At 68.2% G+C, this 26,180-nt stretch carries 21 protein-coding genes, 2 tRNA genes, 1 other RNA gene and 3 pseudogenes; 18 read left to right on the top strand and 9 right to left on the bottom strand.

Annotated elements, in window-relative coordinates; all coding sequences use genetic code 11:
* Positions 1–34 precede the first annotated feature (34 nt).
* The 10 genes and pseudogenes from ssrA to LPH33_RS16355 all read left to right on the top strand — a co-directional run bounded on the left by ssrA (position 35) and on the right by LPH33_RS16355 (position 6,732).
* Positions 35–403: a transfer-messenger RNA gene (gene ssrA / locus LPH33_RS16400) on the top strand.
* Positions 404–864: 461 nt separating this feature from the next.
* The gene (gene pgm, locus LPH33_RS16395) at positions 865–2,493 is read left to right on the top strand and encodes a phosphoglucomutase (alpha-D-glucose-1,6-bisphosphate-dependent) (RefSeq protein ID WP_229565160.1); all 1,629 of its coding nucleotides are present in this window, start codon (positions 865–867) and stop codon (positions 2,491–2,493) included.
* 60 nt (positions 2,494–2,553) lie between these two features.
* On the top strand, positions 2,554–3,771 hold the full coding sequence (locus LPH33_RS16390; RefSeq protein WP_033097228.1) for an MFS transporter: 1,218 nt from the start codon (positions 2,554–2,556) through the stop codon (positions 3,769–3,771).
* 26 nt (positions 3,772–3,797) lie between these two features.
* On the top strand, positions 3,798–4,289 hold the full coding sequence (locus tag LPH33_RS16385) for a MauE/DoxX family redox-associated membrane protein (RefSeq protein WP_160877600.1): 492 nt from the start codon (positions 3,798–3,800) through the stop codon (positions 4,287–4,289).
* A gap of 41 nt (positions 4,290–4,330) precedes the next feature.
* Positions 4,331–5,080 (top strand): DsbA family protein, encoded by a 750-nt coding sequence (locus LPH33_RS16380; RefSeq protein ID WP_006550359.1) that lies wholly within the window; start codon positions 4,331–4,333, stop codon positions 5,078–5,080.
* A gap of 146 nt (positions 5,081–5,226) precedes the next feature.
* Positions 5,227–5,299, top strand: a tRNA-Ala gene (locus LPH33_RS16375).
* A 73-nt stretch (positions 5,300–5,372) separates the two neighbouring features.
* Positions 5,373–5,445 (top strand) — tRNA-Ala (locus tag LPH33_RS16370).
* A 163-nt stretch (positions 5,446–5,608) separates the two neighbouring features.
* Positions 5,609–5,749, top strand: a pseudogene (locus LPH33_RS16365) (IS256 family transposase); the annotation flags it as partial.
* A gap of 220 nt (positions 5,750–5,969) precedes the next feature.
* Positions 5,970–6,173, top strand: a pseudogene (locus LPH33_RS26990) (IS1634 family transposase); the annotation flags it as partial.
* A 157-nt stretch (positions 6,174–6,330) separates the two neighbouring features.
* Positions 6,331–6,732 (top strand): hypothetical protein, encoded by a 402-nt coding sequence (locus tag LPH33_RS16355; protein WP_088899420.1) that lies wholly within the window; start codon positions 6,331–6,333, stop codon positions 6,730–6,732.
* A 228-nt stretch (positions 6,733–6,960) separates the two neighbouring features.
* On the opposite strand, the gene LPH33_RS16350 is transcribed toward LPH33_RS16355, so the two are convergent.
* Together LPH33_RS16350 and LPH33_RS16345 are read right to left on the bottom strand one after the other, a co-directional pair.
* Positions 6,961–7,818 carry a 3-hydroxyacyl-CoA dehydrogenase gene (locus tag LPH33_RS16350; RefSeq protein WP_024101447.1) on the bottom strand — a complete coding sequence of 286 codons (858 nt, stop codon included), beginning with the start codon at positions 7,816–7,818 and terminating at the stop codon, positions 6,961–6,963.
* A gap of 13 nt (positions 7,819–7,831) precedes the next feature.
* Positions 7,832–8,518, bottom strand: coding sequence for a TetR/AcrR family transcriptional regulator (locus LPH33_RS16345; protein ID WP_229565158.1), 687 nt, complete (start codon positions 8,516–8,518; stop codon positions 7,832–7,834).
* A gap of 373 nt (positions 8,519–8,891) precedes the next feature.
* Between LPH33_RS16345 and LPH33_RS16340 the strand changes: the two genes are divergently transcribed.
* From LPH33_RS16340 to LPH33_RS16325, 4 genes and pseudogenes are all read left to right on the top strand, one after another.
* On the top strand, positions 8,892–9,299 hold the full coding sequence (locus LPH33_RS16340) for an IS110 family transposase (RefSeq protein ID WP_229565157.1): 408 nt from the start codon (positions 8,892–8,894) through the stop codon (positions 9,297–9,299).
* 32 nt (positions 9,300–9,331) lie between these two features.
* A protein-coding gene (locus LPH33_RS16335; RefSeq protein WP_228287126.1) for an IS3 family transposase occupies positions 9,332–10,587 on the top strand; the annotation gives its coding sequence in 2 pieces (ribosomal slippage) (positions 9,332–9,605 and positions 9,605–10,587; 1,257 coding nt in all).
* Between the two features lie 37 nt (positions 10,588–10,624).
* Positions 10,625–11,296 carry a transposase gene (locus LPH33_RS16330; RefSeq protein ID WP_229565155.1) on the top strand — a complete coding sequence of 224 codons (672 nt, stop codon included), beginning with the start codon at positions 10,625–10,627 and terminating at the stop codon, positions 11,294–11,296.
* 125 nt (positions 11,297–11,421) lie between these two features.
* Positions 11,422–11,622 (top strand): annotated as a pseudogene (locus LPH33_RS16325) (ISL3 family transposase); the annotation flags it as partial.
* Positions 11,623–11,972: 350 nt separating this feature from the next.
* Here the strand turns inward: LPH33_RS16325 and LPH33_RS16320 are convergent.
* Together LPH33_RS16320 and LPH33_RS16315 are read right to left on the bottom strand one after the other, a co-directional pair.
* Positions 11,973–13,817, bottom strand: a complete 1,845-nt coding sequence (locus tag LPH33_RS16320; RefSeq protein WP_229565153.1) for a siderophore-interacting protein — start codon at positions 13,815–13,817, stop codon at positions 11,973–11,975.
* Between the two features lie 88 nt (positions 13,818–13,905).
* Entirely contained in the window at positions 13,906–15,483 is a 1,578-nt protein-coding gene (locus tag LPH33_RS16315; protein ID WP_229565152.1) for an AMP-dependent synthetase/ligase, read from the bottom strand.
* Positions 15,484–15,647: 164 nt separating this feature from the next.
* Between LPH33_RS16315 and LPH33_RS16310 the strand changes: the two genes are divergently transcribed.
* On the top strand, positions 15,648–16,925 hold the full coding sequence (locus LPH33_RS16310) for a LuxR C-terminal-related transcriptional regulator (RefSeq protein ID WP_088897134.1): 1,278 nt from the start codon (positions 15,648–15,650) through the stop codon (positions 16,923–16,925).
* Between the two features lie 39 nt (positions 16,926–16,964).
* On the opposite strand, the gene LPH33_RS16305 is transcribed toward LPH33_RS16310, so the two are convergent.
* A complete protein-coding gene (locus LPH33_RS16305; RefSeq protein ID WP_229565150.1) occupies positions 16,965–18,746 on the bottom strand; it encodes a cutinase family protein in 1,782 nt (593 codons plus the stop codon).
* Positions 18,747–19,076: 330 nt separating this feature from the next.
* Here LPH33_RS16305 and LPH33_RS16300 point away from each other — a divergent pair, with 330 nt between their 5' ends.
* The 3 genes from LPH33_RS16300 to LPH33_RS16290 all read left to right on the top strand — a co-directional run bounded on the left by LPH33_RS16300 (position 19,077) and on the right by LPH33_RS16290 (position 21,889).
* Positions 19,077–20,162, top strand: coding sequence for an S-(hydroxymethyl)mycothiol dehydrogenase (locus LPH33_RS16300; RefSeq protein ID WP_016693146.1), 1,086 nt, complete (start codon positions 19,077–19,079; stop codon positions 20,160–20,162).
* Positions 20,159–20,794 (top strand): MBL fold metallo-hydrolase, encoded by a 636-nt coding sequence (locus LPH33_RS16295; protein WP_006550373.1) that lies wholly within the window; start codon positions 20,159–20,161, stop codon positions 20,792–20,794. Before LPH33_RS16300 ends, LPH33_RS16295 begins: the two co-directional genes overlap by 4 nt.
* Positions 20,795–20,866: 72 nt before the next feature.
* Positions 20,867–21,889, top strand: a complete 1,023-nt coding sequence (locus LPH33_RS16290; RefSeq protein WP_229565148.1) for a CobW family GTP-binding protein — start codon at positions 20,867–20,869, stop codon at positions 21,887–21,889.
* 15 nt (positions 21,890–21,904) lie between these two features.
* Here the strand turns inward: LPH33_RS16290 and LPH33_RS16285 are convergent, their stop codons facing one another.
* The 4 genes from LPH33_RS16285 to glp form a co-directional block, all read right to left on the bottom strand.
* On the bottom strand, positions 21,905–23,350 hold the full coding sequence (locus LPH33_RS16285) for a DEAD/DEAH box helicase (protein ID WP_229565147.1): 1,446 nt from the start codon (positions 23,348–23,350) through the stop codon (positions 21,905–21,907).
* A 223-nt stretch (positions 23,351–23,573) separates the two neighbouring features.
* Complete coding sequence (locus LPH33_RS16280; protein WP_006550376.1) at positions 23,574–23,987, bottom strand: molybdenum cofactor biosynthesis protein MoaE; 414 nt, start codon at positions 23,985–23,987, stop codon at positions 23,574–23,576.
* On the bottom strand, positions 23,980–24,978 hold the full coding sequence (gene moaCB / locus LPH33_RS16275; RefSeq protein WP_160877632.1) for a bifunctional molybdenum cofactor biosynthesis protein MoaC/MoaB: 999 nt from the start codon (positions 24,976–24,978) through the stop codon (positions 23,980–23,982). Before moaCB ends, LPH33_RS16280 begins: the two co-directional genes overlap by 8 nt.
* Complete coding sequence (gene glp, locus LPH33_RS16270; RefSeq protein WP_160877630.1) at positions 24,975–26,180, bottom strand: gephyrin-like molybdotransferase Glp; 1,206 nt, start codon at positions 26,178–26,180, stop codon at positions 24,975–24,977. Before glp ends, moaCB begins: the two co-directional genes overlap by 4 nt.

Here is a 26,180-nt window from a genome sequence, read left to right as displayed (position 1 = left end):
AGTAGGTAGTCCTGCGACAGTCGCAGGTGCGTACGGGGCTGAACGGTTTCGACTGCGTACGTTGAGCAAGGGGAAGCGTGTCGGTGCAGGCAAGAGACCACCGTAAGCGTCGCTGCAACCAATTAAGCGCCGAGTCCACTCAGCGCGAGTACGCCCTCGCTGCCTAAGCGAGCGCGTCTCTGTCAGCCCGGGTTTGCTCTCGACCCGGATCCTGGCATCGACTAGAGAGCTCTACCGTGCGGCTCGGTCGCGGAGACGTACGGGACAGCAAACAGCGACTGGGATCGTCATCTCGTCTTGTTCGCGAGAACGGGAGATCCGAGTAGAGACATAGCGAACTGCACACGGAGAAGCCCTCGCGAGGCGGCGGAGGACCCGGGTTCGATTCCCGGCAGCTCCACCAACGGCCCGGGTAGGAGATCGACCATCGATCACCTACCCGGGTTTCTTGTTGTCCGGGTGAGCCTGATCGGCAGTGTCGGGAAACGGCAGTGCCCTGGAAACAACAGTGCCCTGGAAACGGCAGTGCGCTGGAAACGGCAGTGCCCGCCGTCGAGACTCAGGGTGTGAGAGTTCTCGACGACGGGCACGGTCGCTGTCGGTCCCGGAGACGTCGGAGACGGCGCCGAAACAGCGAGAGCGAAACGAAGATATGTCCTCCCCGGCATCGTCTTCATTTCGTTCACTGAAGTTAGCCCACCTGATTGTGAGCGCCAATATTACTTTCGGGTCAGACACTTTGGTCCCACGGCCGTGATGACCTTTTCGTCCGTATCCGTACCGACGCGCGGATCGGGGTACTCATCCCGCGCGTGCCGCGGATCGGCGGCAAGATGAGAACACCACCATCGACGAGGAGAGCACATGGCGCACGAACGAGCGGGGCAGCCGGCCACCGCGGCGGATCTCGAAGATCTCGCACACCTTGTCACCGCCTACTACACCGTGCAACCGGATCCCGAGAACGCCTCGCAGCAGGTGGCTTTCGGCACATCCGGCCATCGCGGCTCGAGCCTCGACGGTGCGTTCAACGAAGCCCACATCCTCGCGACCACCCAGGCCATCGTCGAATACCGCGCCCAGCAGGGCACTTCGGGCCCACTGTTCCTCGGCCGCGACACGCACGCCCTGTCCGAACCGGCGTGGGCGAGCGCGCTCGAAGTGCTCGTCGCGAACGGCGTCGAGGTGGTCGTCGACTCCCGCGACCGCTACACCCCGACCCCTGCCGTCAGTCACGCGATCCTGCAGCACAATTCCGGCTCGGGTGCCCGTGCCGACGGCATCGTCGTCACCCCCTCGCACAATCCGCCGCGCGACGGCGGCTTCAAGTACAACCCGCCGTCCGGTGGACCGGCCGACAGCGATGCGACCTCGACCATCGCCGCCCGCGCCAACGAACTGCTCGCCGCCGGACTCGACGGGGTGAAGCGGGTGCCGCTCTCCTCCGCCCTCGCCTCCGCCGGACGGCACGACTTCCTCGCCGCCTACATCGACGACCTGCCGAACATCGTCGACCTCGACGTCGTCCGTGCCGCAGGGGTACGGATCGGTGCGGACCCGATGGGCGGTGCGAGCGTCGACTACTGGGGCGAGATCGCCGAACGGCACGCGCTCGACCTCACCGTCGTCAATCCGCTCGTCGACGCCACCTGGCGGTTCATGACACTCGACACCGACGGCAAGATCCGGATGGACTGCTCGTCCCCGAATGCGATGGCGTCGCTGATCGGCAACCGGGAGGCCTTCGACCTCGCGACCGGCAACGACGCCGACGCCGACCGGCACGGCATCGTGACCCCCGACGCCGGTCTGCTCAACCCGAACCACTATCTCGCCGTCGCGATCGACTACCTGTTCCGGAACCGCCCCGGATGGGCGGAGTCGAGCAAGGTGGGCAAGACACTCGTGAGTTCGTCGATGATCGACCGGGTCGCCGCCGGCCTCGGCCGCGACCTGCTCGAGGTGCCGGTGGGCTTCAAGTGGTTCGTCCCCGGCCTGAGCGACGGTTCGCTGGGCTTCGGCGGTGAGGAGAGCGCCGGTGCGTCCTTCCTGCGGCGCGACGGCTCGGTGTGGACCACCGACAAGGACGGCATCGTCCTCGCCCTGCTCGCAGCGGAGATCACCGCGGTGACGGAGAAGAGCCCGTCCCGCTACTACGCCGAACTCGTCGACCGGTACGGCGACCCCGCCTACGCGCGTGTGGACGCCCCGGCGACGCGCGAGCAGAAGGCGGTGCTGTCGAAGCTGTCGCCCGAGCAGGTCGGCGCCACCGAACTCGCCGGCGAACCGATCACCGCGACGCTCACCGCGGCACCCGGCAACGGCGCCGCGATCGGCGGCCTGAAGGTCACCACCGAGAACGCGTGGTTCGCCGCCCGCCCCTCCGGAACCGAGGACGTCTACAAGATCTACGCCGAATCGTTCCGCGGCCCCGACCATCTCGCCGAGGTCCAACAGGCGGCACGCGAACTCGTCTCGTCCGTCCTGTCCTGAGGCCGCTCGCCCACCGCGCGACCGGGCGAGGTCGTGCGCCTCGCTAACATCGTGGGCATCATGCGGACACGTGACGCGGCGTTGCCGCGGGAAATCTGGGTTCTGGTCGTCGCGAGTTTCGTGATCGCGCTCGGCTTCGGTCTCGTCGCTCCCGCGCTGCCCCAATTCGCGCGCAGCTTCGACGTCGGTGTGACGGCGGCGACGGTCGTCGTGTCGTCGTTCGCGGCGATGCGGCTGCTCTTCGCGCCGGCGAGCGGGTCGCTGGTGCAGAAGCTGGGGGAGCGGCCCGTCTACATCACGGGTCTGCTCATCGTCGCCCTGTCGACGGGCGCGTGCGCATTCGCGGCGAGCTACTGGCAGCTGCTCGTCTTCCGAGCGCTCGGCGGCATCGGGTCGACGATGTTCACGGTGTCGGCGCTCGGCCTGCTCGTGCGGATCGCGCCCCCGGACGCCCGCGGGCGTGTGTCCGGCCTGTACGCGACCAGCTTCCTCATGGGCAACATCCTCGGCCCGCTCTTCGGCGGTGCCCTTATCGGACTGGGGCTGCGCGCACCCTTTCTCATCTACGCCGTGGCGCTGCTCGTCGCGGCCTCGGTCGTGGGGATCAGCCTGCGCTCGTCGGAACTCGCCCGTCCCGACAGTGGGGACGGCGTTCCCGTCATGCGCCTGCGCGACGCGCTGCGCTCGCCGGTCTACCGCGCGGCGCTGGGATCGAACTTCGCCAACGGCTGGGTGGTGTTCGGGGTCCGCGTGGCGATGGTGCCTCTGTTCGTCGTCGAGGCGCTCGACGAGGGTGAGGCGTTCGCGGGTGTCGCGCTGACCGCCTTCGCGGTGGGCAACGCACTCGTCCTCATCAAGTCGGGCAAGCTGTCCGACCGGTTCGGGCGGCGCCCCTTCGTCCTGGCCGGTCTGGTGGTGTGCGGGGTCAGCACGATCGCCATGGGATTCACCGAGAGCGTCGTCTGGTTCCTCATCACCTCGTTCGTGGCGGGTATGGGGTCCGGGCTGTCGAATCCCTCGCAGCAGGCCGCCGTCGCCGACGTCGTGGGCAGCAAGGCCCGGGGCGGGCCGGTGCTCGCGACCTTCCAGATGGTCGCCGATGTCGGCGCGGTGATCGGTCCGGTCGCCGCAGGCTTCCTCGCGGACCGGTTGTCCTACTCGACGGCCTTCGCGGTCACGGGTGTGATCATGCTAGCGGCGACGCTGCCGTGGTTCGTCGTCGGACGCCCCCGGGTCGTCGAGCAGGCGACACAGGTGACCGACGACACGGCGCGGTGAGACGACCGCCCGGTATTGTCGCCGGCATGTGGGTCGGTCTCGTCTCCACGCTCGCCCGATACGGTCTGGCGGCGGTGTGGCTCGTCTCCGGTTGGGTGAAGTTCTCGGATCCGACGCAGACCGTCGTGGCGGTACGGGCGTACCAGATTTTGCCCACCGGCTGGGTGCGGCCGTTCGCCGCCGCCTTCCCCGTTCTCGAACTGGCCCTGGGCCTGGTCCTGCTCGTCGGTCTCGCGACGCGCTTCGCAGCGCTCGTCAGCGCCTTGGGGCTGGTCGCGCTCGTCGTCGCGATCGCCTCGGCGTGGGCGCGCGGCCTGTCGATCGATTGCGGCTGCTTCGGGGGAGGAGGTGTGGTCGAGGGCGTCGACGGCCGCGACTACGCGATCGAGATCGCCCGCGACGTCGGCTTCCTGGCGATGTCGATATGGCTGGTCGTCCGGCCGCGCACCTGGTTCGCGCTCGGTCCGGGTTCATGTGCTTCCCTCTCAGCGGCCCCTCAGCCGTCGATGGCAGAGTGAGATCGTCCTTCCCCACCGACGAGCAGTAGAGGGCAGCATCCGTGAGCGCGAAGAAGGTCTCATCCGGCAAGTACACACCGCAGCCGACGTCGAACAGGGTCACCTACATTCTCGGCGGCATCGCGATCCTGGTGATCGGTGCGCTCGTCATCGGTGGTGTCCTGTGGTCGTCGGGCAGCGGCGATCCCCGCAATGACGGTTACGGCTCCGTGCAGAACGGCGCGGTGGAAGTGTCGATCGAGGACGACGGCGCAATCCTGCTGGGCCGCCCCGACGCCCCACGGACCGTCGACCTGTTCGAGGACCCGCTGTGCCCCTACTGCGCCGAACTCGAACACAAGCACTCGCAGGAGCTCGCCCAGGCGATCGACGACGGCCAATTGGCGATCCGGTACCGGATGCTCGCTTTCCTCGACCGGGCGTCGAGCAGCGGCGACTACTCGACCCGCGCGGTGGCGGCGGCGCAGTGCGTCGCCGAGAGCGGCGATGCCCGCGCGTTCTCCGCATTCCACGACGCCCTGCTGTCGCCCGACAACCAACCGGCCGAGGGTGGCGACGGTGACATCGACAACGCGGGTCTCGCGCAGATGGCGCGCGACGCGGGTGCCTCCGAGGACGTCGCGCAGTGCATCACCGACGGCGCCCGGATCGATCAGGCCTCGGCCGACGCGGAGGCGGGACGCCGTCTGCTCGCGACGACCGGAGCGGCCGGCACGCCGGCTGTCGTGTACGAGGGGACCGTTATCGACGCCCTCGGCGACGAGAACTGGGTGACCGAACTCGTCGGATAGACGGAGCGGTGGCGGGAGCTGCGCACGGTGCGTGCTCCCGCCACAGTCACGCTGTCTACCAGCCGATTTGTTGGCGTCGAGCGCGATGGTGTAGTTTTCTTTCAGCGCGAAGGGGTCAACCGGAGCGCGACGGTACAACCGAATACGGGGCTATGGCGCAGCTGGTAGCGCACCACACTGGCAGTGTGGGGGTCAGGGGTTCGAGTCCCCTTAGCTCCACAAGATCGCTACAGGCGAGAGTTCACGCTCTCGCCTGTAGTCTTCGGTGGCGGTCCCCGTCAGGGCCGTGCAAGGGGCTATGGCGCAGCTGGTAGCGCACCACACTGGCAGTGTGGGGGTCAGGGGTTCGAGTCCCCTTAGCTCCACGTAAGTTGAGCAAATCGAAACCTGCCCCGCCTGAGTGCGGGGCAGGCTCGTTTCTGCGGTCACCGGCTCGGGGATGTCGGTGTTGACGTGATCCGGGTCGGCCTGACACGCCGAGCAGCGAGCTTGGCGGAAGGATCGACCATGACGGAAACACTGGAGCCCATGGCGGACGAGATGAACCAGCTGGAGTTGGCGCAGCAACTACTGGCCCAGGCCGAGGAACAAGGCGTCTAACTGATGGGCCCGAACGGACTGCTCGGGCAGTTGACGAAGACCGTGCTCGAAACCGCACTCGACGCTGAGGAACGAGCCGACGAGAGTGTCGACGCGGTCGAGGTTCAGCCCGGCGACGAATTCGTCAAACGGGTGCAGGGCATCAGCGAGGATCACCCCGTGTCAGACCTGAGTTCCACAAGTTGACGTCGTTTCTAGCCAATTCGTTAGGATCGCTGCAGGTCACGAGTTCGAGCATGTGGCGCGCGGGTCACTAATCGAGCGGAGTTTGGAGGAGGTGGATCTGTACGTGGTGCAGTCCAAGACCGCCTCCGGGGCCATCGGCGTGCAGATCTGGGAGAAGATCCGCGGTCGGCGCCAGATGATCGCGCACATCGGCTCGGCCCACACGCCCGGCGAGCTTGCGGCATTGATCGAGATTGCTAAGCAACGAATCAACGCTAACCAGCACGAACTCGATCTCGGGCTGGAGGATCGAGCCTCGGCGGTGGTCCGAGGTGAGATAGTTTTAAGCCACCCACCGGATGGCTCTCGGGCGTCAGAAGTTACCGTTGGATACAGTTCACTTGGCCTCCCCGAAACCATAACCGAGAGATTCAAAAACGAGGCAGGCCAGACGTTTAGCCGATCAAAGATAAAGTGATACAGCAATGCCAACCACATTGACAGTTGATAACGAAACAGTCGAAGCTCTTGTCGAGAAACTCGCCAACGACCGCTATTTTCTCGCCGAATATCCCGCAGACCACGCTGCCTTTATCCTCTTTTACGAGTCAAACACAATAAAACTCCTTGCCGCCGCTTATGGGCCTCAGCGTGAGGATAACGTCGGCGACATCCACCCCAAGACGTTTGGGATTCTAAAAGCGGTAGTCAACAACACTTGGCTCGACAACCGGGAAGACCAACCCGGCGAACCTGTCGCAGGGGTGATCCAGTGCGACCTCAAGGCGAAGTCCGCAACCGTGACCTACCACCTCGGCAACGAAGCCGAGGCCTGGCGCTTCAACGATGACAACTCCATGGAGCTTCGAGCCGCGCTGCCCCCCTGACCCGACCCCCACTGAGAGGACTTGGCATGCCCGCTCCCCAGACGACTGACCCGACAGCGCTGCTCGGCCGGTGGGAATTGACCGGCTTCTCCGGGCAGGACGCCGGACACCGCTCGGGCAGCTACGCGATCATCTTCCGCGACCGTTCGCTCTACACCCCTAGTTTCCACTGCTGTAGTACATCTGGCTTGCACGTCCTCTCGTGGACTGTTCTGCCGCGGTCGTGGGTCAGTTGTAGGTGTAGAAGCCCTCGCCGGTGGCGACGCCCAGCTTGCCGTGGTCGATGTACTCGCTCTTCAGCCAGGCCGCGAGCGCCTGGTCCTCCTCCCCGCCGTGGGCGAGGATGTTGTACGGGGTGGCCAGGCCGATGACATCGGTGATCTGGAAGGGGCCCATCGGCGCTCCCGTGCCGATCCGCCACACGTTGTCGATGTCCTTCGGCTCGGCGTATCCGCCGGCGGCGAGTGCGTACCCGGCGTTGAGGAACGGCACCAGTAGCGAGTTGAGGACGTAGCCGGACTTCTCCTTGTACACGGGGATCGGAACCATCCCGATGTTGCCGGCGAAGGCGACGACCTCGTCGAACACGGCCGGATCGGTGTCGGCGGTGCCCATCACCTCGGCGGTGTTGAACTTCCAGACCCGGTTCGCGAAGTGCAGCGCGAGGAACTTGGCGGGGCGTCCGGTGGAGTCCTTGAGGTCGCTGGGCAGAAGTGTCGACGAGTTCGTTGCGAAGATCGTCTTCTCCGGTGCGAGCTCGCCGAGCCTTCGGTAGGTGTCCTGCTTGATGGACAGTACCTCGGGGATCGCCTCGATGACCAGATCCGCGTCCGCGACCGCGTCGGCGAGGTCGGAGGAGAACCGGACGCGGGTGAGCGCCTCGTCCGCCTTCCCCTCGGCTGCCCCCGCGACTCCGTCGTCCTTGTAGGTGGTGACGAGAGCGTCGAACCGCTTCTTGGCTGCCTCGATGGCGTCGCTGCTGATGTCATATGCGGTGACCTGGAAGCCGCTGTAGGCGGTCTGGAAGGCGATCTGGGTGCCGAGGACTCCGGTTCCCAGGACGGTCACGTGTGTGATGTTGCTCATTGTTCTGTTTCCTTCATTCCTTCTCGGGCGGCGGATCCGGCCGCCGGGGTGTGTGCGGCACGCCGGTCACGATGAGCGTGACCTGACGTCTGAGGTCGTCGATCGCGTCAGCCTCGGGGATGTCCGAGGCCGTCATCCGAGCGATCGCGAGATGCGTGACGGCGAACAGCGAGGATCCTGCGACGCGTGCCTCCCCGTCGCTGAGGGTCGGAGCGGCGCGTCGTAGCGTGTCGGAGAGGGACGCCTCGAGCTCGAAGATCAACGCCATGCCCTCGGCCCGGAACTTCGCGTCGTGAGGGCCGAACAGCAGCTCCCGCTGGTACGCAGCACTGTTCTCCGGCTCACGTGCGGCAGCGACGACGAGCGGGTGCAGGCGGGCGAAGACCGCGGCGGCAGGATCCGGCGTCAACGCCGCACGCGCGGCGCCCTCATCTATCGATGCCCGGAGTGCCTCGTTGTAGACCATGAGCAGCAACTCGCTCTTGGTCGCTGCGTACCGGAACAAGGTCCCCGCTGCGACCCCGGCCGCGGCGGACACCTCCTGCGTCGTCACTGCGGAGAACCCGCGCGCACGCAACAGGTCGGACGCGGCGCGAAAGATTCGCTCCCGCTTGAGCCGCATGTTCTGCTCGCGGCGGGACTCTATCTCCCGAACGCCCGGGCGCCGTCCGCGCTCTGAAAGCTGCTGCACCTCGCTCACATTAATGAGCGTACTCATTTTTTTGCGGACCGCAAAGGGCGTACGCACGCGATCGGCGACAGGCGTGGCCGGTGTTGTGGCTCTTCACTATGGATCTCGTGGACCGGTTGGTCTGACTCCTTGATGGGCGTGACGGTCTCGGCTCGGTGGACGCAGGATGGGTCTGGTGGGCGGGTCTGGCTCACGGCTCTTCTGACGCCACTGCAGGTTGGTGGCTGTCCTGTCTGCGACGTGTCGACCGGCTCGGCTCACTCGTTTGAGTGCAGCCCGGCGGGCCGTCATGTCCTGATAGGAGTCTGGCGAGATCCCCGATAGTGAACTGACTGACGCCCGGCCGGACTGCGCACCCGACAAGATGGAAGGGCGCAGTCCCATGGTGAATCAGGATCACCTCGAGGTCTACGGCGGAATCGATACCCACGCCGACACCCACCACGTCGCAGCGATCGATGCCACCGGACGACGACTGGCAGATGTACAGGTCCCAGCGACCGCGGCCGGCTACCAGGCGGCGTTGCGGTTCCTGCGGTCCTGGCCTGGGCTGGTGAAGGTAGGCATCGAGTGCACCGGCTCGTACGGGGCTGGGGTCAGTCGTGCGATGCAGGTCGCGGGCATCGCGGTCAGTGAGGTCAACCGCCCCAACCGGTTCGATCGCCGGATTCGCGGCAAGAGCGATCCCTTCGACGCCTATTCGGCCGCTGAGGCGGTGCTGTCGGGTCGAGCCAGCGCCGCACCCAAGGGTGGCGATGGGTTGGTGGAGTCTGAACCGTCTCGGGTTTGATGCCGCCTCCTTTCTTGAGGAGGATGCACATCATGTCCAAGCGTTACCCCGCCGAGCAGCGTGAACGAGCGGTGAAGATGGTCCTCGACCACCTCGACGAATATTCTTCGCCGTTCGCGGCGTGCAAAGCCATCGCCCCGAAGCTCGGCGTCGGTGTCGAGTCGCTGCGCACCTGGACCCGCCAGGCTCTGATCGATGCCGACAAGACACCCGGCGTGACCACCGCTGAACAGCAACGAATCAAAGAGCTCGAACGCGAAGTCCGAGACCTCCGTGAGGCCAACGAGATCTTGAAATCGGCCTCGATTTTCTTCGCGAGGGAGCTCGACCCTCGCCGCCGCTGATCTGCCAGTTCATCGACCAGATGCGTGCACAAGGACACCGGGTCGAGTCGATCTGCGCCGTGCTCACCGAGCGTGGCGTCAAGGTCGCCCCACGCACGTATCGGAACTGGAAAACTGCTTCTCCATCCCGCCGGACCGTCGCCGATGCACATCTGACGAACGCTCTGCGTGAGACCGTCGGCACCGCCGAAGGTCTCTACGGTCGCCGAAAGATGACCGTGCACCTGCGCAGACACGGCCACGACGTCGCGGCATGCACCGTCGACCGGTTGATGCGCGACGAAGGGCTGTCCGGAGCGGTCCGGGGCCGTCGGCACCGCACCACCGTGCCCGGCGGCTCGGACAGCCGCCGCGCCCCTGACCTGGTCGATCGTGATTTCACCGCCGAGGTCCCGAATCGGAAGTGGGTCACCGACTTCACCTATTGCCGCACCTGGGCGGGGTTCGTCTATGTCGCGTTCGTGATCGACTGCTTCTCGCGGGCGATCGTCGGCTGGCATGCCGCCACCGTCAAGGACACCGCGATGGTCACCACCGCCTTGAAGATGGCACTGTGGCGACGTGACCACACGGGCCACCCGGTCGGCACGGGGTTGATCCACCATAGCGATGCCGGCAGTCAGTACACTTCCATTGCTTTCGCGGAAACCCTTGTGCTGGAGGGTATTGCCGCGTCGATCGGCAGCGTCGGAGACGCATACGACAACGCTCTGGCCGAGAGCACGATCGGGTTGTTCAAGACCGAAGTGATCGCCAAGGGAAACCCGTTCCATCCGGGTCCCTACAAGTCCGTCGAGGACGTCGAGTACGCCACGATGGAGTGGGTCGACTGGTTCAATCGCAGTCGCCTGCACAGCCGTCTCGGATACGTCCCGCCGGATGAATTCGAGGCGGCGTACTACGCTCACCTGTCGACTCCACAACCGGAGCCGTCACCGATATAGGAGCGGCAAGAAACCCGAGACGGTTCAGTCACTCCGGGTGCTGCGCACCTCGAGGTCGTCTGCACTGACCGCCAGGACAGCGACGATCAACCAGATCAAGGGCATGCTGATCACGGCGCCAGAGGAGCTGCGTTCGCGTTACCGGGGCCTGTCGAACACCAAGTTGATCGCTGCGCTGGCGGCGTCACGACCGACACCTGCGCCGGTCACCGCAGCCGAGGCCACGGCCTACAGCCTGCGGCTGCTGGCGCGGCGCTGGCAAGCACTGACCGAGCAGATCGAGGACTTGTCCGGGCACCTGCAACGGCTACTCGAAGACCATGCCCCGGACCTGATGAGCGTCTTCGGCTGCGGCCGAGACACCGTGGCGCAGCTGCTGATCACCGCCGGCGACAACCCTGACAGGCTACGCTCGGAAGCCGCGTTCGCGGCACTGGCCGGAGCCTGTCCGATACCGGCGTCGTCGGGCAAGACCAACCGTCACCGACTCAACCGCGCAGGCGACCGGCAGGCGAACTCAGCGCTCTACCACATCGTGCTCGTGCGGCTGCGCTACGACCAGCAGACCCGTAACTACGCGACACGACGGATCGCGGAAGGCAAGACGAAGATGGAAATCATCCGCTGCCTGAAACGGTATCTCGTTCGGCAGCTCTATCCACTCATCGTCCAGACGCTGCAGCCTCGACGCCAAACGACCGCCGCTTGACAGCAAGTCAATAGGAGTGTCGCAGTTGAGGGGGTGGGTGGCTGAGCGCGTCGGTCGCCGGATGAAAGTCGAGGCCTTCCGATGATGGAAGCTCTCACACTGACCATCCGCCGGAAGACCTCGACGTGCACCACGCTACCTTCGCGACCCCCGACCTGACCGTCTTCTTCCACCTCGACGAGCTCGGTCTTGTGGCCGTCGGTCAGCTGCTCGAGCCGGATCGCGCGGTGATCGAGTGCCGCGTCGCCGAGCCGGACCCGTGGTGCCGGGGATGCGGTAGCCGGGCGCTCTCGCGCGGGACGGACACGCGGCGTCTCGCCCACGAGACATCCTCGCGTTCTTCGACCGGACCGGCACGTGCAACGGCCCGACCGGGACCGTCAACGGGTGCCTGGAGCGCCTCCGCGGCTCGGCCCTGAACTTCCGGAACCTGACGAACCTCATCCGGTCGAGACAGCTGAGGAAGGCTCCGCCTCGGTGCGCCTGGTGGACACGCACGCTTCCGAATAGCCCTGTGGCTCGGGACCATCCGTCCAGCGCTGGGGCAAGTTTCGATAAGCCTCCCGCTAGGTCCACCGTTCGGAAGACATTCCTCGCGGGAGACTTCCTCGCAGCAGCTCTTCTTGTCGTTCTGCAGCGGCCCCGCGCGTCGCGAGGCCGCTGCATTCCCACGATCTCAGCCCGCCGAGCCGGTGGACGTGTACAGCGTCATGCCCCAACCCACCGTCGTGCGCTCGGGTTCCGCGAGGCCGGCCGCCTCGAACAGTGCCAGGTGGTCCTCGTGCGTACGACCCCCACCACCGCTGAGCGCGAAGTCGACGAGGTCGTCCTCGTAGTCGTGTTCACCGGCGTTCTCGTCGAGCACGTTGCCGAAGACGAGGATCCGGCCGCCCGGGTTCAGTCCGGCCGCCGCCTGCTGCAGCACGTGCCCGGCATCGGCGTCGGGCAGTTCGTTCAGCCGCCCGGTCAGCAGCACCGCGTCGACCGGTTCGGGTCGGGCCTCGAGCATGCTGCCCGGCGCGTACGCGACCCGCTCGTGCTCGCCGTGGACGCGGCGCAGCACCTCGATCTCCGACGGCGCGGCCACCACGGTCGCTCGTGCCGACGGGTTCGCCGTGACGAAGGCGTGGGCGTAGGAACCCGCCGCCTCACCGGCGACCACCATGGTCGAGACGTCGGCGGGCACCTTCGCGACGAGGGCGCCGGCGAAGTACGCCGCCATCTCCGCTTCCTGCTCGTACCGGTCCGCCGACAGAGCGATGTCGTCCGCGACGCGCTGCGCGAAGCTCTTCCCGAACCGCTCAGCGTCGTCCCCGTGGCCCGTACGGACGGCGGCGAGCAGCGCGAGCATGCCCGCCAGTTCCCGCTGCGCGTGCACGCCGTCGAGGCGGAGTTCCTCGATGTGGTGGTCGTCCTCGAGTTCGCGGCCGACGCCGGTGAGCCGGAACCGGCCCTCGCCGAGGTCTTCGGCCACCCCGAGGGCGACGAGATAGCGCAGCAGCCTGCCCAGGCCGGTGCGGTCCGCCCCCGTCTTGACGGCGAGTTCGTCGACGGTGCGCGGCGAGGCGTCGAAGGCTGCCGCCAGGCCGATGGTCGCCGCGACCCGCAGTGCGAAACCCGGTGCGATCTCGGCCAATTCGTCGAAGCGGTCGCGCTCGTCCTCGGTCGCCTCGAAATCGGGCAGGGAGGCGTCGGCCTCCGATACCGCGACCTCCTGGCGCCGCCAGTATCCGGTGACCTCCACCTGTTCCTTGGGAAGGCCCTTCTCGTTGCGCAGCCACCGCCGGATCGGGGTGAGCGTGAGAGCCTCACCGGCCACCCACGCGAAGACCTTCCCGTCCCACCACTCGGCGTTCGTGACGGCATCGAACAACAGCGTCGTCGTGCCCGGTTCGGCGCCGTCGCGGCCGAGCCAGGTCAGCTCCACCCCGTCGGGGACGGGCAGATCCTGACGGTGGGTGTCGTCGGCGATCTCGACGAAGACCTGACCACGTGCTCCGGCCGGCCAGTTCTCGAGCCAGCGCCCGATGGCCGGCAGCGCCGTCTCGTCGCCCGCCACGAGCGTCCAGTCCACGCCCTGCGGGTGTCCTGCCGACGACTTCGGTCCGGCGATCTGGATCGTCTCACCGGGCTCCGCGCGGTACGACCAGCTCGACGCGGGACCCACGCCGTGGCGCACGAAGTCCACGTCGATCTCGCCGGCGACCGGATCCCAGCGCCGGACGGTGTAGGTGCGCATGAGCAGCTTCGGATCGCGCGGCCAGTTCACCACGCCGTCGGCCTGGGTAGGGCCGAGGGCCTCGTCGAGGTCGGGATGCTTGAACATCAACTTGAACTCGTCGTCCACACCGTCCGACCGGAACGCGTCGACCGGATATCCGTTCGGTGCGACGTGGGCCTGCAACTGTTCGCCTCCGAGGGTCACCCGCCGCATCCCGGGGCTCACGTCCGTCACGCGGAGCACCGTCAGGTACCGCGTGGTGATCGGGAAGACCTCGATGGGGCGAAGGCTACGAGCCATGTGTGCGTTCTCCTGGACCGGGGATCGTGGACGGCGGGACGACCGGGCCTTCCGGCATGCGGCGACCAGCGCTTAGGCGAACCTTACTTCAGACGGCCTTCGGTTGCCTCGACCCGTCCTGACCCGCGCGGCGACCGTTCGCGTACAGCTCGTCGACGAGACGGGCGTACCGGGCGAGCACGCGATCGCGGATCGGGCGCCCGGCCGGGTCGAGATCGTCCGCGTCCGGAGGTGTGCTCACCGTAGTGAACCGGCGGATGCGTTCCCACGGGTCCGATCGGGCGTTGAGCTGCTCCAGCGCGGCCGCGACGACCGACTCCGGTGCCGTGGTGAACACGAGGCCGACACAGTAGGGGCGCAGCTCCCCGGCCACGACGAGTTCGCTGCCCGGGCACACCCTCCTCCAGCGGTCGGCGAGCGCGGTGGGGCCGACGTACTTTCCGGTGCTGGTCTTGAAGGTGTCCTTGCGGTGCCCTGTCACGACGACGAATCCGTCGGCGTCGATCTCGGCGAGATCGCCCGTGTGGAACCAGCCGTCGGCGTCGAGCGCGGCGGCACTCTCCGCGGGATCGTCGTGGTAACCGGTCATCACTCCGGGACTGCGGATGAGAAGTTCACCGGTATCGGCGATCCGGACCTCCGTGCCGCGCAGCGGCCGGCCGACCGTGCCGGGCCGGTGCGCGCCGAGCAGGTTCGCGCACGACGGTCCCGACGTCTCCGTGATCCCGTAACACTCGAGCACCGGCACACCGAGCTGCTCGAACCGCCGGGCGACGTCTTCGGACAATCGCGCCGATCCGGAGATGACGAAGCGGAGCCGGCCCCCGAGCTCGTCCCGTTCCAGCCGGGCGATCTTCTCGAGCACGTGCGGGACCGATCCCAGGAAGGTCGGCCGGACCGTCCGCAGATTCGCGGTGACGCGGTCGGCGCGACCGTCGACGGCGGTGCTCACACCCGTGTGCATGGCCATGATCAGCAACGACCGGCCGAAGACGTGCGCGAGCGGCAACCACAGCAACTGACGGTCGGACGACGAGATCATGCCGGTCTGCGCGACGGCCCGGGCACCGTAGGTCGTGCCCCGATGGGTCAGGCACGCGCCCTTGGTGCGGCCGTCCTCGCACGCCGTGTAGATCAGCGCGGCCTCGTCGTCCGGGGACAGCGCCGCGATCCGTCGCTCCACGACGCCGGGGTCGGTGCGCAGCAGACGACGACCCTCGGCGGCGAGCTCGTCGAGTCCGTCGGTGCCCAGGAGATCGGTGGCGGCGATCGGCCGGTCGGCGACGGTGAGGACGGCGTGCGCACGCCGGATCTGTGACCGCACCTCGTCGTCGCGGGTGGCCGGATAGATCGGGACGGTGGCGCCGCCCGCGCATGTGATCGCGAGGTCGGCGACGACGGTCCGGTAACAGGTCGTCGCGCAGATCGCGACCCGCGATCCGGCTTCCACACCCCGGCCGATCAATCCCGCTGCGAGGTCGAAGACCTCCCGTCGAACGTCCGCCCAGGTCGAGGGGCGCCACCGCTCGCCGTCGGGACGCAGGTAGGCGACGGAGTCGGGGGAGCGGGACACCCGGTCGAGCAGCAGACCGGGCACGGTCGCGGGGAACCCGTCGCGACCGTCGATCGCGGTCGCGGTGCCTGTCGTCGAGCGGGGGTCCGCCACGGTTCGCAGCACCTCCCACGGACGAGGAATCGAAGTCGCCCCAGTGGTCGGAATGTTACCGCCGGTCGGGGTGCGAGGGGCCGAAGTGCGCAGTACGCGATGCTCGCGTCGCCGAGGGATGGCTCGCCGGGAAGGGCGCCGGTGGACGCCGATATCGTGGGCACGTGAGTCCCGCTGCCCGTCGTCCCGAGGTCCTGATCGCCGAACTGCGCGACGTCCTGACCGGTCCGCTCGCGGAGATCGCGCAGCGCTTCTCCACCTATGTGGACGACCTCGCTCCGCACAGCGCCATGGTGATCTTCACGAGGGAATGCACCGGACGGCCGCGGAAGGTGGCCGGCGACCCGTCGATCGTCGACCGGGTGACCATCGCCGAGCTGGATCGGGTGCGGAACGAACTCGCCGCGGGGGAGATCCGGCGCGGCAGCTTCCGTCTCGCCGGTCGCGATCGTGAGGTGTGCGCGATCCTCGACAGCACCGACACGCTCCTGGTGCTCGTGCCGCGCGGGGCCCGGGCCACGTCCGCGGCCCTCGACCTCGTGCGAGCGGCGTTCGGCGTGGTCGCGACCGGCATCCGGTTGCAGGTGCACACCGCCAGCCCGGCCTACCTCGCGGAATCGCGGGCCGCCTCGGCGGAGCGGGCCCGCACCGTCGCCGAACTCACCGAATCCCATGCCGTGACCCTCGAGACCATCCTCGCGACCCTGCGGTCGAAGGATCTCGACGACACCCGTGCCCGGACCACGGCGCGGGAGACGGCGACCGAGGCCCTGATCGGCCTGCGATCGGCGGTGGACCTGCACCGCGAACTCGCGGAGGAGGCGCTGACCACCGCGTTCGCCCGACTCCACGGTGAACTGCGCGATCTGGTGCGGCACCGTCCGCTCGACCTGCAGATGGTCGCTCCGCCGGTGGGTGGGCGGGGACTGCCCGGCGAGGTCGCGCACGCGGCACGCGCGATTGCCCGGGGCGCGGTGCTGGCGATGTCCGGTCAGACCGACGTGACGCGGGTGCGCGTCGCGTGGACCTGCGACGACTCGACCCTGCTGGTGGACGTGCGCGACGACGGCAACGGCGAGATCGACGTCGTCGAACTCGGACGCCAGCTCCGCGACCGCGTCGAAACCCTCGGCGGTGGAATCGAATCCGAATCGACGCCCGGCTGGGGGACACGGGTCGCGGTGAGCTTCCCGCTCGACCTGCCGATCGCCGCGACGGACGGCCCCGCCCTCGATGCGCTCGCCGCCCTCGCGCCCCGGGAGATCGAGGTCCTCGAACATCTCGTGGCCGGACGGCGCAACCGCGTCATCGCCGAACGCCTCGGCGTGAGCGAGTCGACGGTGAAGTTCCACGTGGCCGGCGTACTACGAAAACTCGGCGTCAGCACTCGCGGTGAGGCCGCGGCTCTCGGTGCAGAGGCCGGGGTCCGCGCCGCGGGCTGACGCCGAGTTCTCGGTCGTCGGGTGGCCCGTCGAGGACGGTCAGGCAGCCGGTGCCGGCGACGTGGTCGTCGTCGGTGCGACGGTCGTCGTGGGCGTTCCGGAGGTGGTCGATCCGGCGTCGGTGGTGGTCTCGCCCGTGGCCGGAGTCGTGGTCTCCGACGGGGTGGGGACCGGGGCCGTGGTGGTCACCGGGGTGGACGTGGCCGCCGGCACGCCCGCCTCGGTCGCGAGCGGATCCACCGGTGCGGCGGGGTCGCCCGCGAGAGCCGGGGCGCCGTCGACGGCGGCGGGCACGCTGCTGTCGGCGACCGTCGCATCGTCGCTCACGGTCGAGGACGGCGAGGTCTCCGGCGTGGTGGACACCTCGGCGCTCTCGGCCTTCGCCGTCTCCTCGGCGATCATGAGCACCGCGGTCTGGTCGACCTTCTTCGGATCGACCTTCTTGCCCTCCCTGGCCTCGCGGGCCAGGTGCTCGAGCCAGGCGGCGGCGTACTCGACGGTGGACGTGCCCTTGCCGTCGATGTCGTCGTCCCAGTAGTCGAAGTGGTGACCGTAGTGGTCCCGAGTCTCCTCGTTGTAGCCGAAGGTCTGGTCGTACGGGTCGGCGAGCACCACCGCGAGGGTGTTCTGGTTGCTCCGGATGAACCCGACGACCTCCTTGACGATCTTCTCCGGCAGGTACGCGAGGTTGGACAGACGCTCCGCGGGGATGGGCGCCTCCGCGCCGTCCTCTCCGGTCGCGTCCTCGTCGGCGTCGGCGGCCACAGGCGTGGTGGGGCGTGCGGTGGCGGGGTCGTAGCTCGGGTCGGAGACCTTGATCAGCACCTCGAGGAAGGTCTCGTCCGACCGCATCCAGTCCGGGTTCGCCGAGATGTCGGCGAGAGCGAGCAGTGCGACCCGGCCGACGACCTGGGCGAGATCTGCGCCGGTCGCGGGGGTCAGGCCCTCGCGCTCGAGAGCGTCGCCGTTGACCTGACGGCCCACGTTCGCGAGCAGTTCGATCAGCGCGATGTTCTCGGGTGCCGAGCAGGTGAAGTCGCCCTCGGAGCAGAACGAGGCGACCTTGCCGGCGAGATGACCGAAGCCGCCGTTCGTGTCGGGGAGGACGCCGCGTCCGGGGACGGCGTCGCCGCCGGGCTGGTAGGGGCGATCGAAACCGTCGGGGTTCGTGCCGTTCTCCGCACCGGGGAAGAAGCCTTCGCCCGCCTGGCGGCCGGCGTCGGAGAGGATGACGACGCCGCTGACGGCGTCGGGATCGATGATGTCCCAGGAACCGTCCTCGCCCTTCTCCTGCGCACCGATCTGCATCGCGGCGCGGCGCGCGACGTCGGCGCCCTCACTGAAGCCGACGATGGCGAACTGGGTGTCGGGGCAGGACCGCCGGATGGCCTTCATGACCTCGATGGTGTTCTCGGCGCCCTTGTCCACCGCGTTCTCGTAGCTGGCGAGGTCGGCCGGGTACTCGATGTAGATGGCCGCGTAGCCCTCGCCGTTCGCGTGCTCTCCCATCGGGGCGTTGATCACCGGATCCACCCACATACTGTTGTAGGCGCCCTGCTGGCCGGCAGGAAGCCTTTTGCCGTTCTCGTCGACGAGCATCTTCGACTCGTCGCGAGGGATGTCGCCGCGACCGCCGATGCCCAGGCTGACCATGTCGTGACATTCGGTGGTCTTCGCGAGGCCGGCGAGATACGGGTCGGCCACGGTGGGGGTGTCCTGCTGGGGTAGCACGATCGCGGCCGCTGCCACGACTCCGAGTGCGGTGGGAGCGAAGACGCCGGCGAGAATTCTCCGACGCGACAGCGACTTTCGAAGTGCCATGGGCCTCTACCAATCCGTTTCTCACCGAGGAATTGCCGGTCCGCCGAAGTGCGACGGGTCGTAACGGATTTCGTGAAGGCCGGTCGGAGCGTTACATGGAGACGGCTTTTCCGAGGTGGCGGCGGTGAACACTTCTGCGAGCACCGGACGCGGAATCCGAGGGAAATACGCCAATCGGGCAATGGGGAAGTCGGATGGCCTCCTGGCCGTTCGGCGGGGTCGGACCCGTCGAACGATCAGGGGCAGAGCGTCGCGGGAGTGGCTAGGGTCGGAATCACCGGAAGTCGGAATCACCGGACACAGCCGGTCGCATCACGAAACGGAGACACCATGTCGCAAACAGTCCGCGGAGTCGTCGCTCGCTCGAAGGGAGCGCCTGTGGAGGTCGTGCCCATCGTGATCCCCGATCCCGGACCCGGTGAGGTCGTCGTCGCGATCGCCGCGTGCGGCGTGTGCCACACCGACCTGCACTACCGCGAGGGCGGCATCAACGACGAGTTCCCGTTCCTGCTCGGCCACGAGGCCGCCGGTGTCGTCGAGTCCGTCGGTGACGGCGTCGACTCGGTCGCCGTGGGCGACTTCGTCGTCCTGAACTGGCGCGCGGTGTGCGGCCAGTGTCGCGCCTGCAAGCGCGGCCAGCCGCAGTACTGCTTCGACACCTTCAACGCCACGCAGAAGATGACGCTCGAGGACGGCACCGAGCTCACCCCGGCGCTGGGCATCGGCGCGTTCGCCGACAAGACCCTCGTCCACGCGGGCCAGTGCACCAAGGTCGACCCGAGCGCCGATCCGGCCGTTGTCGGCCTGCTCGGCTGCGGTGTCATGGCCGGTCTCGGTGCCGCCGTGAACACCGGCGGGGTGACTCGCGGCCAGTCCGTCGCCGTCATCGGCTGCGGCGGAGTCGGCGACGCCGCGATCATGGGTGCGCGCCTGGCGGGCGCCGGCACGATCATCGCCGTCGACCGCGACGACAAGAAGCTCGAGTGGGCCACCGACCTCGGTGCCACCCATACCGTCAACTCCACCGGGGTCGACGCGGTCGAGGCCATCAAGGAGCTGACGGGCGGTTTCGGCGCCGACGTCGTCATCGAGGCCGTGGGCCGCCCGGAGACCTACAAGCAGGCCTTCTACGCCCGCGACCTCGCCGGCACCGTCGTCCTCGTCGGCGTGCCCACCCCGGACATGACCCTCGAGATGCCGCTCATCGACTTCTTCTCGCACGGCGGCTCGCTCAAGAGCTCGTGGTACGGCGACTGCCTGCCCGAGCGCGACTTCCCGACCTACGTCGACCTGTACCAGCAGGGACGCCTGCCGCTCGAGAAGTTCGTCACCGAGCGCATCGGCATCGACGACGTCGAGAAGGCGTTCGAGACGATGCACCGCGGTGAGGTCCTCCGTTCGGTGGTGGTCCTGTGAGCACCTCGCCGATCCGCGTCGACCGGGTCGTCACGTCGGGCACCTTCGCGCTCGACGGCGGCGAATGGGAGGTCGACAACAACATCTGGCTCGTCGGCGACGACTCCGAGGTGGTGGTGATCGACGCCGCGCACACCGCGCAGCCGATCATCGACGCCGTCGGTGGACGGAAGGTCGTGGCGATCGTGTGCACGCACGCGCACAACGACCACATCACCGTGGCGCCGGAACTGTCCGAGAAGCTCGACGCGCCGATCCTGCTCAACCCGGCCGACGACGTGCTGTGGGAGATGACCCACCCGGGTGTCGCGCACGGCACGCTCGAGGACGGCGAGCGGATCCGGGTGGCCGGCACCGACATCCAGGCGATCGCCACGCCGGGGCACTCGCCGGGCTCGACCTGCCTGTACCTGCCGGAAGCGGGTGAGCTGTTCACCGGCGACACCCTGTTCTCCGGCGGACCGGGCGCGACGGGCCGCTCGTTCTCGGACTTCCCGACCATCATCGGGTCGATCCGCGACAAGCTGTTCGTCCTGCCCGCGGAGACGAAGGTGCACACCGGTCACGGCGACGGCACCACGATCGGCACCGAATCGCCGCATCTCGAGGAATGGATCAAGCGCGGCAGCTGATGCCGCCGGTGCGCGGTTCCGGTGGCGGTCGCCGCCGGAACCGCGCACGAGCGCCCCGCTAGTCTCACCATCATGGCGAAGAAGCAGATCCCGGTGATCGTGGTGGCCGGATTTCTCGGCGCGGGGAAGACGACGCTGCTCAACCACCTGCTGCGCAACACCCGAGGTGCGCGGATCGGTGTGATCGTCAACGACTTCGGTTCCGTCAACATCGATTCGATGATGGTCGCGGGGCAGGTCGACTCGATGGTCTCACTGAGCAACGGATGTCTGTGCTGCGCAGTCGATGTCAGCGACATGGACGCGATGCTCGACAAGCTCGCCCACCGCTCGTCCGATCTCGACGTGATCGTCGTCGAGGCGAGCGGACTCGCAGAGCCCCGCAACATGATCCGGCTCGTCGCCGGCTCGGAGAACGAATACGTCTCCTACGGTGGGCTCGTGCTGGTCGTCGACGCGGTGGAGTTCGACGCGACCGCGGCGCAGCATCCCGAACTCGAACAGCACGTGGCCCTCGCCGATCTGGTGCTGATCAACAAGACCGACCGGATCGACGGCGACGCCCACGACGATCTGCTGACCCGCCTGTGCCGGCTCAACTCGCGTGCTGCGGTCGTCTCGACCGACCACGGTCGCATCGATCCGGCGTTGCTGTTCGACATCCCGGAGCGGCCGGATCCGCAACCGGGGGAGCAGCTCACCCTCGACCGGTTGCTCTACGAGCAGGACGACCACGAGCACACCCATCTGCACGAGGGCTACGACGCGATCACCTTCGAGTCCGCAGACGCACTACACCCCCGCGTGCTGGTCGATTTCCTCGAGAACCAGCCCGCAGGGGTGTTCCGTATCAAGGGATATGTGCGTGTCACCGCCGGATTGCACACCGCCGACTATCTGGTGCACACCGTGGGCGACCACATCCGGTTCGACACGGTGGGCCGACGGGACGATGTGCCCGACGGGACGCAACTCGTCGTCATCGGCGCCGATCTCGACGCCGACGACGTACGGGAGCGATTACGGCGCTGTGTGCCGACCGAACCGGTGTCCGCGGACGCGATGTACGCGATACACCGGTTCACACCCCGCTGACGCGGGCGGTCGGACTCAGCGTGCAGCGGAGGTGCGGCGCTGGGGGCGGCGGCGGCCACCGGTTGCGGCACCCTGACCGGCCGAACGCTGACCGCCGGCCGAACGCTGACCGCCGGTCGCACGCTGTCCTCCCGAGGAGCGCTGTCCATCCGCGGAACGCTGTCCGCTCGAGGAGGAGCGCTGCCCCGAACCGGAGCGCTGGGTGGAACCCTGACGGGGAGCCGACGTCCGCCGACCGCCGCCGTTGCGCTGCGGACGCGACGGCGCGGCAGCCTGCTTCGGAGCCGGCGGAACATGCGGCGCGATCTCGCCGACGAGCTCGAGCACGTGCTCGGAGTCCGCTGTCACCTTCACCGGGGTGACGTCGATCGCGGCCTTGCGCATGATGGCCGCGAGATCCTTGCGCTGGTCGGGCAGCACGACGGTCACGACGTCGCCCGTGCTGCCGGCGCGGGCGGTACGGCCCGAGCGGTGCAGGTATGCCTTGTGCTCGGCCGGAGGATCGACGTGCACGACGAGTTCGACGTCGTCGACGTGGACACCGCGCGCAGCGACATCCGTCGCGACGAGCACTCGGGCCTCACCCGACGAGAACGCGGCGAGATTGCGGTCGCGGGCGTTCTGCGAGAGGTTGCCGTGCAGGTCCACCGCCGGGATACCGGAGTCGGTGAGCTGCTTGGCGAGCTTGCGGGCCTGATGCTTGGTGCGCATGAACAGGATTCGGCGACCGGTACCCGACGCGAGGGTGCGGACGAGGTCCTTCTTCGCCTCCATGCCCGCGACATCGAAGACGTGGTGGGTCATCGCGGCGACGGGGGAGGTGGCCTCGTCGACCGAGTGCATGACCGGGTTCTTCAGGAACCGCTTGACGAGCTTGTCGACGCCGTTGTCCAGGGTGGCCGAGAACAGCAGCCGCTGACCGTCTTTCGGTGTCGCCGTCAGGATGCGGGTGACGCCCGGCAAGAATCCGAGGTCGGCCATGTGGTCGGCCTCGTCGAGCACCGTGACCTCGACGTCGTCGAGCGCGACGAACTTCTGGCGCATGAGATCTTCGAGGCGGCCCGGGCAGGCGATGACGATGTCGACACCGCGACGCAGGGCTTCGACCTGGCGCTTCTGCGACACGCCACCGAAGATCGTGGTGACCTTCAGTCCGGACGAATGCGCGAGCGGTTCGATCGCCGCGGCGATCTGGGTCGCCAATTCGCGGGTGGGTGCCAGGATCAGGCCGCGCGGCCGGCCGGCCGCCCGGGTGCTCCTGCCGGCGAGACGAGCGGCGAGCGGGATCGAGAAGGCCAGGGTCTTACCGCTGCCCGTGCGTCCGCGGCCGAGCACGTCGCGACCGGCGAGGGTGTCGGGGAGAGTGTCCACCTGGATGGGGAAGGGGCTGGTGATCCCGGCGTCGTTCAGCGTGGCGACGAGCGGGCGGGGCACCCCGAGATCGGAGAAGGATGTGGTCATGGAACAGCGCTGCCTTTCGATGCGGCGTGTGTGCACTCGACGGGCCGTGCCCGTGGTGCTGTGCGATCGCCGCAAGGAAAGCCGGTGCATCTGTGCGTACTGCATCTGTGCGTGCGGGCCGGGCACGATCCCGGGCCGCCGGTATCCCACGACGGTGGGCGTCGTCGTGACGCCCGAACCATGTCACCCTACCGCACGGGGTACGTCCGACCCGTCGTCCCGGCTACAGACCCACCCATTCGGAGGCGCCCTCGGTGAAGTGCTGACGCTTCCAGATCGGCACCTCGGCCTTGATGCGTTCCACCAGTTCGGCGCAGGTGGCGAAGGCTTCCGCGCGGTGCGGGGCGGCGACCGCCGCGACGAGTGCGAGATCGCCGATGGTGAGATCGCCCACTCGGTGCACCGCCGCGACCGGCAGCCCGGACTTCGCCGCGACGTCCTCACAGCACCGCCGCAGGAACGCTTCGGCATCCGGATGGGCCTGGTACTGCAGCGCGGTCACCGACTGCCCGCCGTCGTGATTACGGACGACACCGGTGAAGAGCACCACCGCACCGTGTTCGGCGCCCGCCACCGCGGCGTCCACCGCTGCGGGATCGAGCGGTTCCGAGGAGATCCGGGCCAGTAGTTCACTCATGAGCGCCGCCTCCTGCGACTTGTGCCAACAGATGGTCGAGGATCGGGTCGAGGGCGGCGAGACCGTCCTTCACCCCGCCGGGCGAGCCGGGCAGGTTCACGACGACCGTGCGGCCGACGAGACCGGCGACGCCGCGCGAGAGCACGGCGTGCGGGGTGACCTCGAGTCCACGCTGCCGGATCGACTCCGCGATACCGGGCAGTTCGCGATCGAGCAGGGCGAGAGTCGCTTCGGGGGTCGCGTCGGTCGGCGACGCCCCGGTTCCGCCGGTCGTCACGACCAGGGCAGGGCCGGGACGGACCGCGTCGGCGAGACCGGCGGCGATGTCGGCGTCCGCGTGCACGAGAGGGCCGCGGACCGTGAATCCCTTGTCCTCGAGCCACGACCGGATGAGCGGGCCGGTGCGGTCCTCACGGGTGCCCGCGGCGACACCGGTCGACGCGACGACCACGGCGGCGGAGCGTCCGGTCTCCCCCACGGGCTGTTCGTCGGCCCCGGCGGTCTCGTCCCGGCCCGGTGCGTCGTCGCGGGTCCAGTGGCCGCGCTTGCCGCCCTCCTTGGAGATCAGCCGCACGCCGTCGAGGACGGCGGCCGGATCCACGGCCTTGACCATGTCGTGCAGGGTCAGGCCGGCGACGGCGACCGCGGTGAGGGCCTCCATCTCGACACCGGTCGGGCCCTTGGTCTTCGCGGTGGCCTCGATCGTGATCGAGGTGTCGGTGAAGTCGAACATCACCTTCACCGACGACAGCGCCAGCTGGTGGCACAGGGGGATGAGCTCCCAGGTGCGTTTCGCCGCCGCGATGCCGGCGATGCGGGCCGTGGCCAGGACGTCGGCCTTGGGCATGTCGTCGGCGCGGACGAGCGCGACCACTTCGGGAGTGGTGACGAGTTCGCCTGCCGCCACGGCGATCCGTGTGGTGTCGGTCTTCGAGGAGACGTCCACCATGCGGGCGCGTCCCTGGTCGTCCAGGTGGCTGAGATCGGTCACAGGATCCGTACTTTCACGAGGTCTCCGGCTTCGAGGGAGGTGGTGTCGGCGGGGATGTCGAGGAGCACGTCGGCGGCGGCGAGTCCGGCGACGAGATGCGATCCGTGCCCGCGGAAGGGGGTCACCCCGTTCTCGTCGAGCCGTCCCCGCAGGAACTGCCGGCGTCCCGGGATCGACGTGAGATCCTCGGTGAGCGGCAGGTTCTCGCACACCACGGGCGGATAGCCGGCGGCGGCCCGCAGTGCGGGTCGCGCGAACACCTCGAACGAGACGAGCGCGCTGACGGGATTGCCCGGGAAGGTCAGGATCGGCACGTCGTCGACCACGGCGGTGCCCTGGGGGCCGCCCGGCTGCATCGCCACCGAGACGAACTGCCCGCCCCGCGGTGCGAGCGTGTCCTTCACGACCTCGAAGTCGCCCTTCGATACCCCGCCCGAGGTGAACACGACGTCGGCGACGCTCACGGCGTGTTCGAGCATCGTCACGAACTCCTCCGGATCGTCGTGACAGTGGTCGATGGTCACGACGTCGGCGCCGTTGGCGGATGCGCTCGCGGCCAGCGCCGGTCCGTTCGAGTTGAAGATCTGGCCGGGTCCGAGTTCGCTCCCGGCCGTGATGAGTTCGCTGCCGGTCGAGATGATCGCGACCCGCGGCCGTGCGCGGACGGGGATCGAGGTGAGGCCGACGGCGGCGAGCGCGGCGATGTGGCGGGCGGCGAGGACCGTGCCCGCGGGAAGCAACAGATCGCCCTTGCGGACGTCGGTTCCCGCCTCACGCACATAGGTGCCGGGCGTGACGCTGCGCTCGACCGTCACGGTGCCGGCGCCGTTCGAGTCCGCGGTGGTCGCACGGGTGTCCTCGACGGGGACGACGGCGTCGGCGCCGTCCGGGACAGGAGCGCCGGTCATGATCTTCAGAGCGTGCCCCGGTTCGAGTGCCGCGACGGTGTCGCCCGCGGCCAGCACGCCCTGGACGGGCAGGTCGGCGGGGGTCGATGCGAGATCGCCGGCGCGGACCGCGTAGCCGTCCATCTGGGAGTTGCGGAAGGGCGGCAGGTCCAGCGGGGACTCGATGTCCTCCGCGAGGGTGCGGTGCAGCGCGTGCGCGAGCGGCACACGCAACGGGCTCTTCTTCCGCAACGGGTCGAGCAACGCCGCCACGTGCTGTTCGTGTTCCTCCACGGACCGCTTGCCGCTCGTCAT

The organism is Rhodococcus sp. RDE2 (genome assembly GCF_020885655.1).
Taxonomy (GTDB): domain Bacteria; phylum Actinomycetota; class Actinomycetes; order Mycobacteriales; family Mycobacteriaceae; genus Rhodococcus; species Rhodococcus pyridinivorans.
Note: the sequence above shows the minus strand (reverse complement) of the source record. Positions and strands in the feature narration are given on the sequence as shown.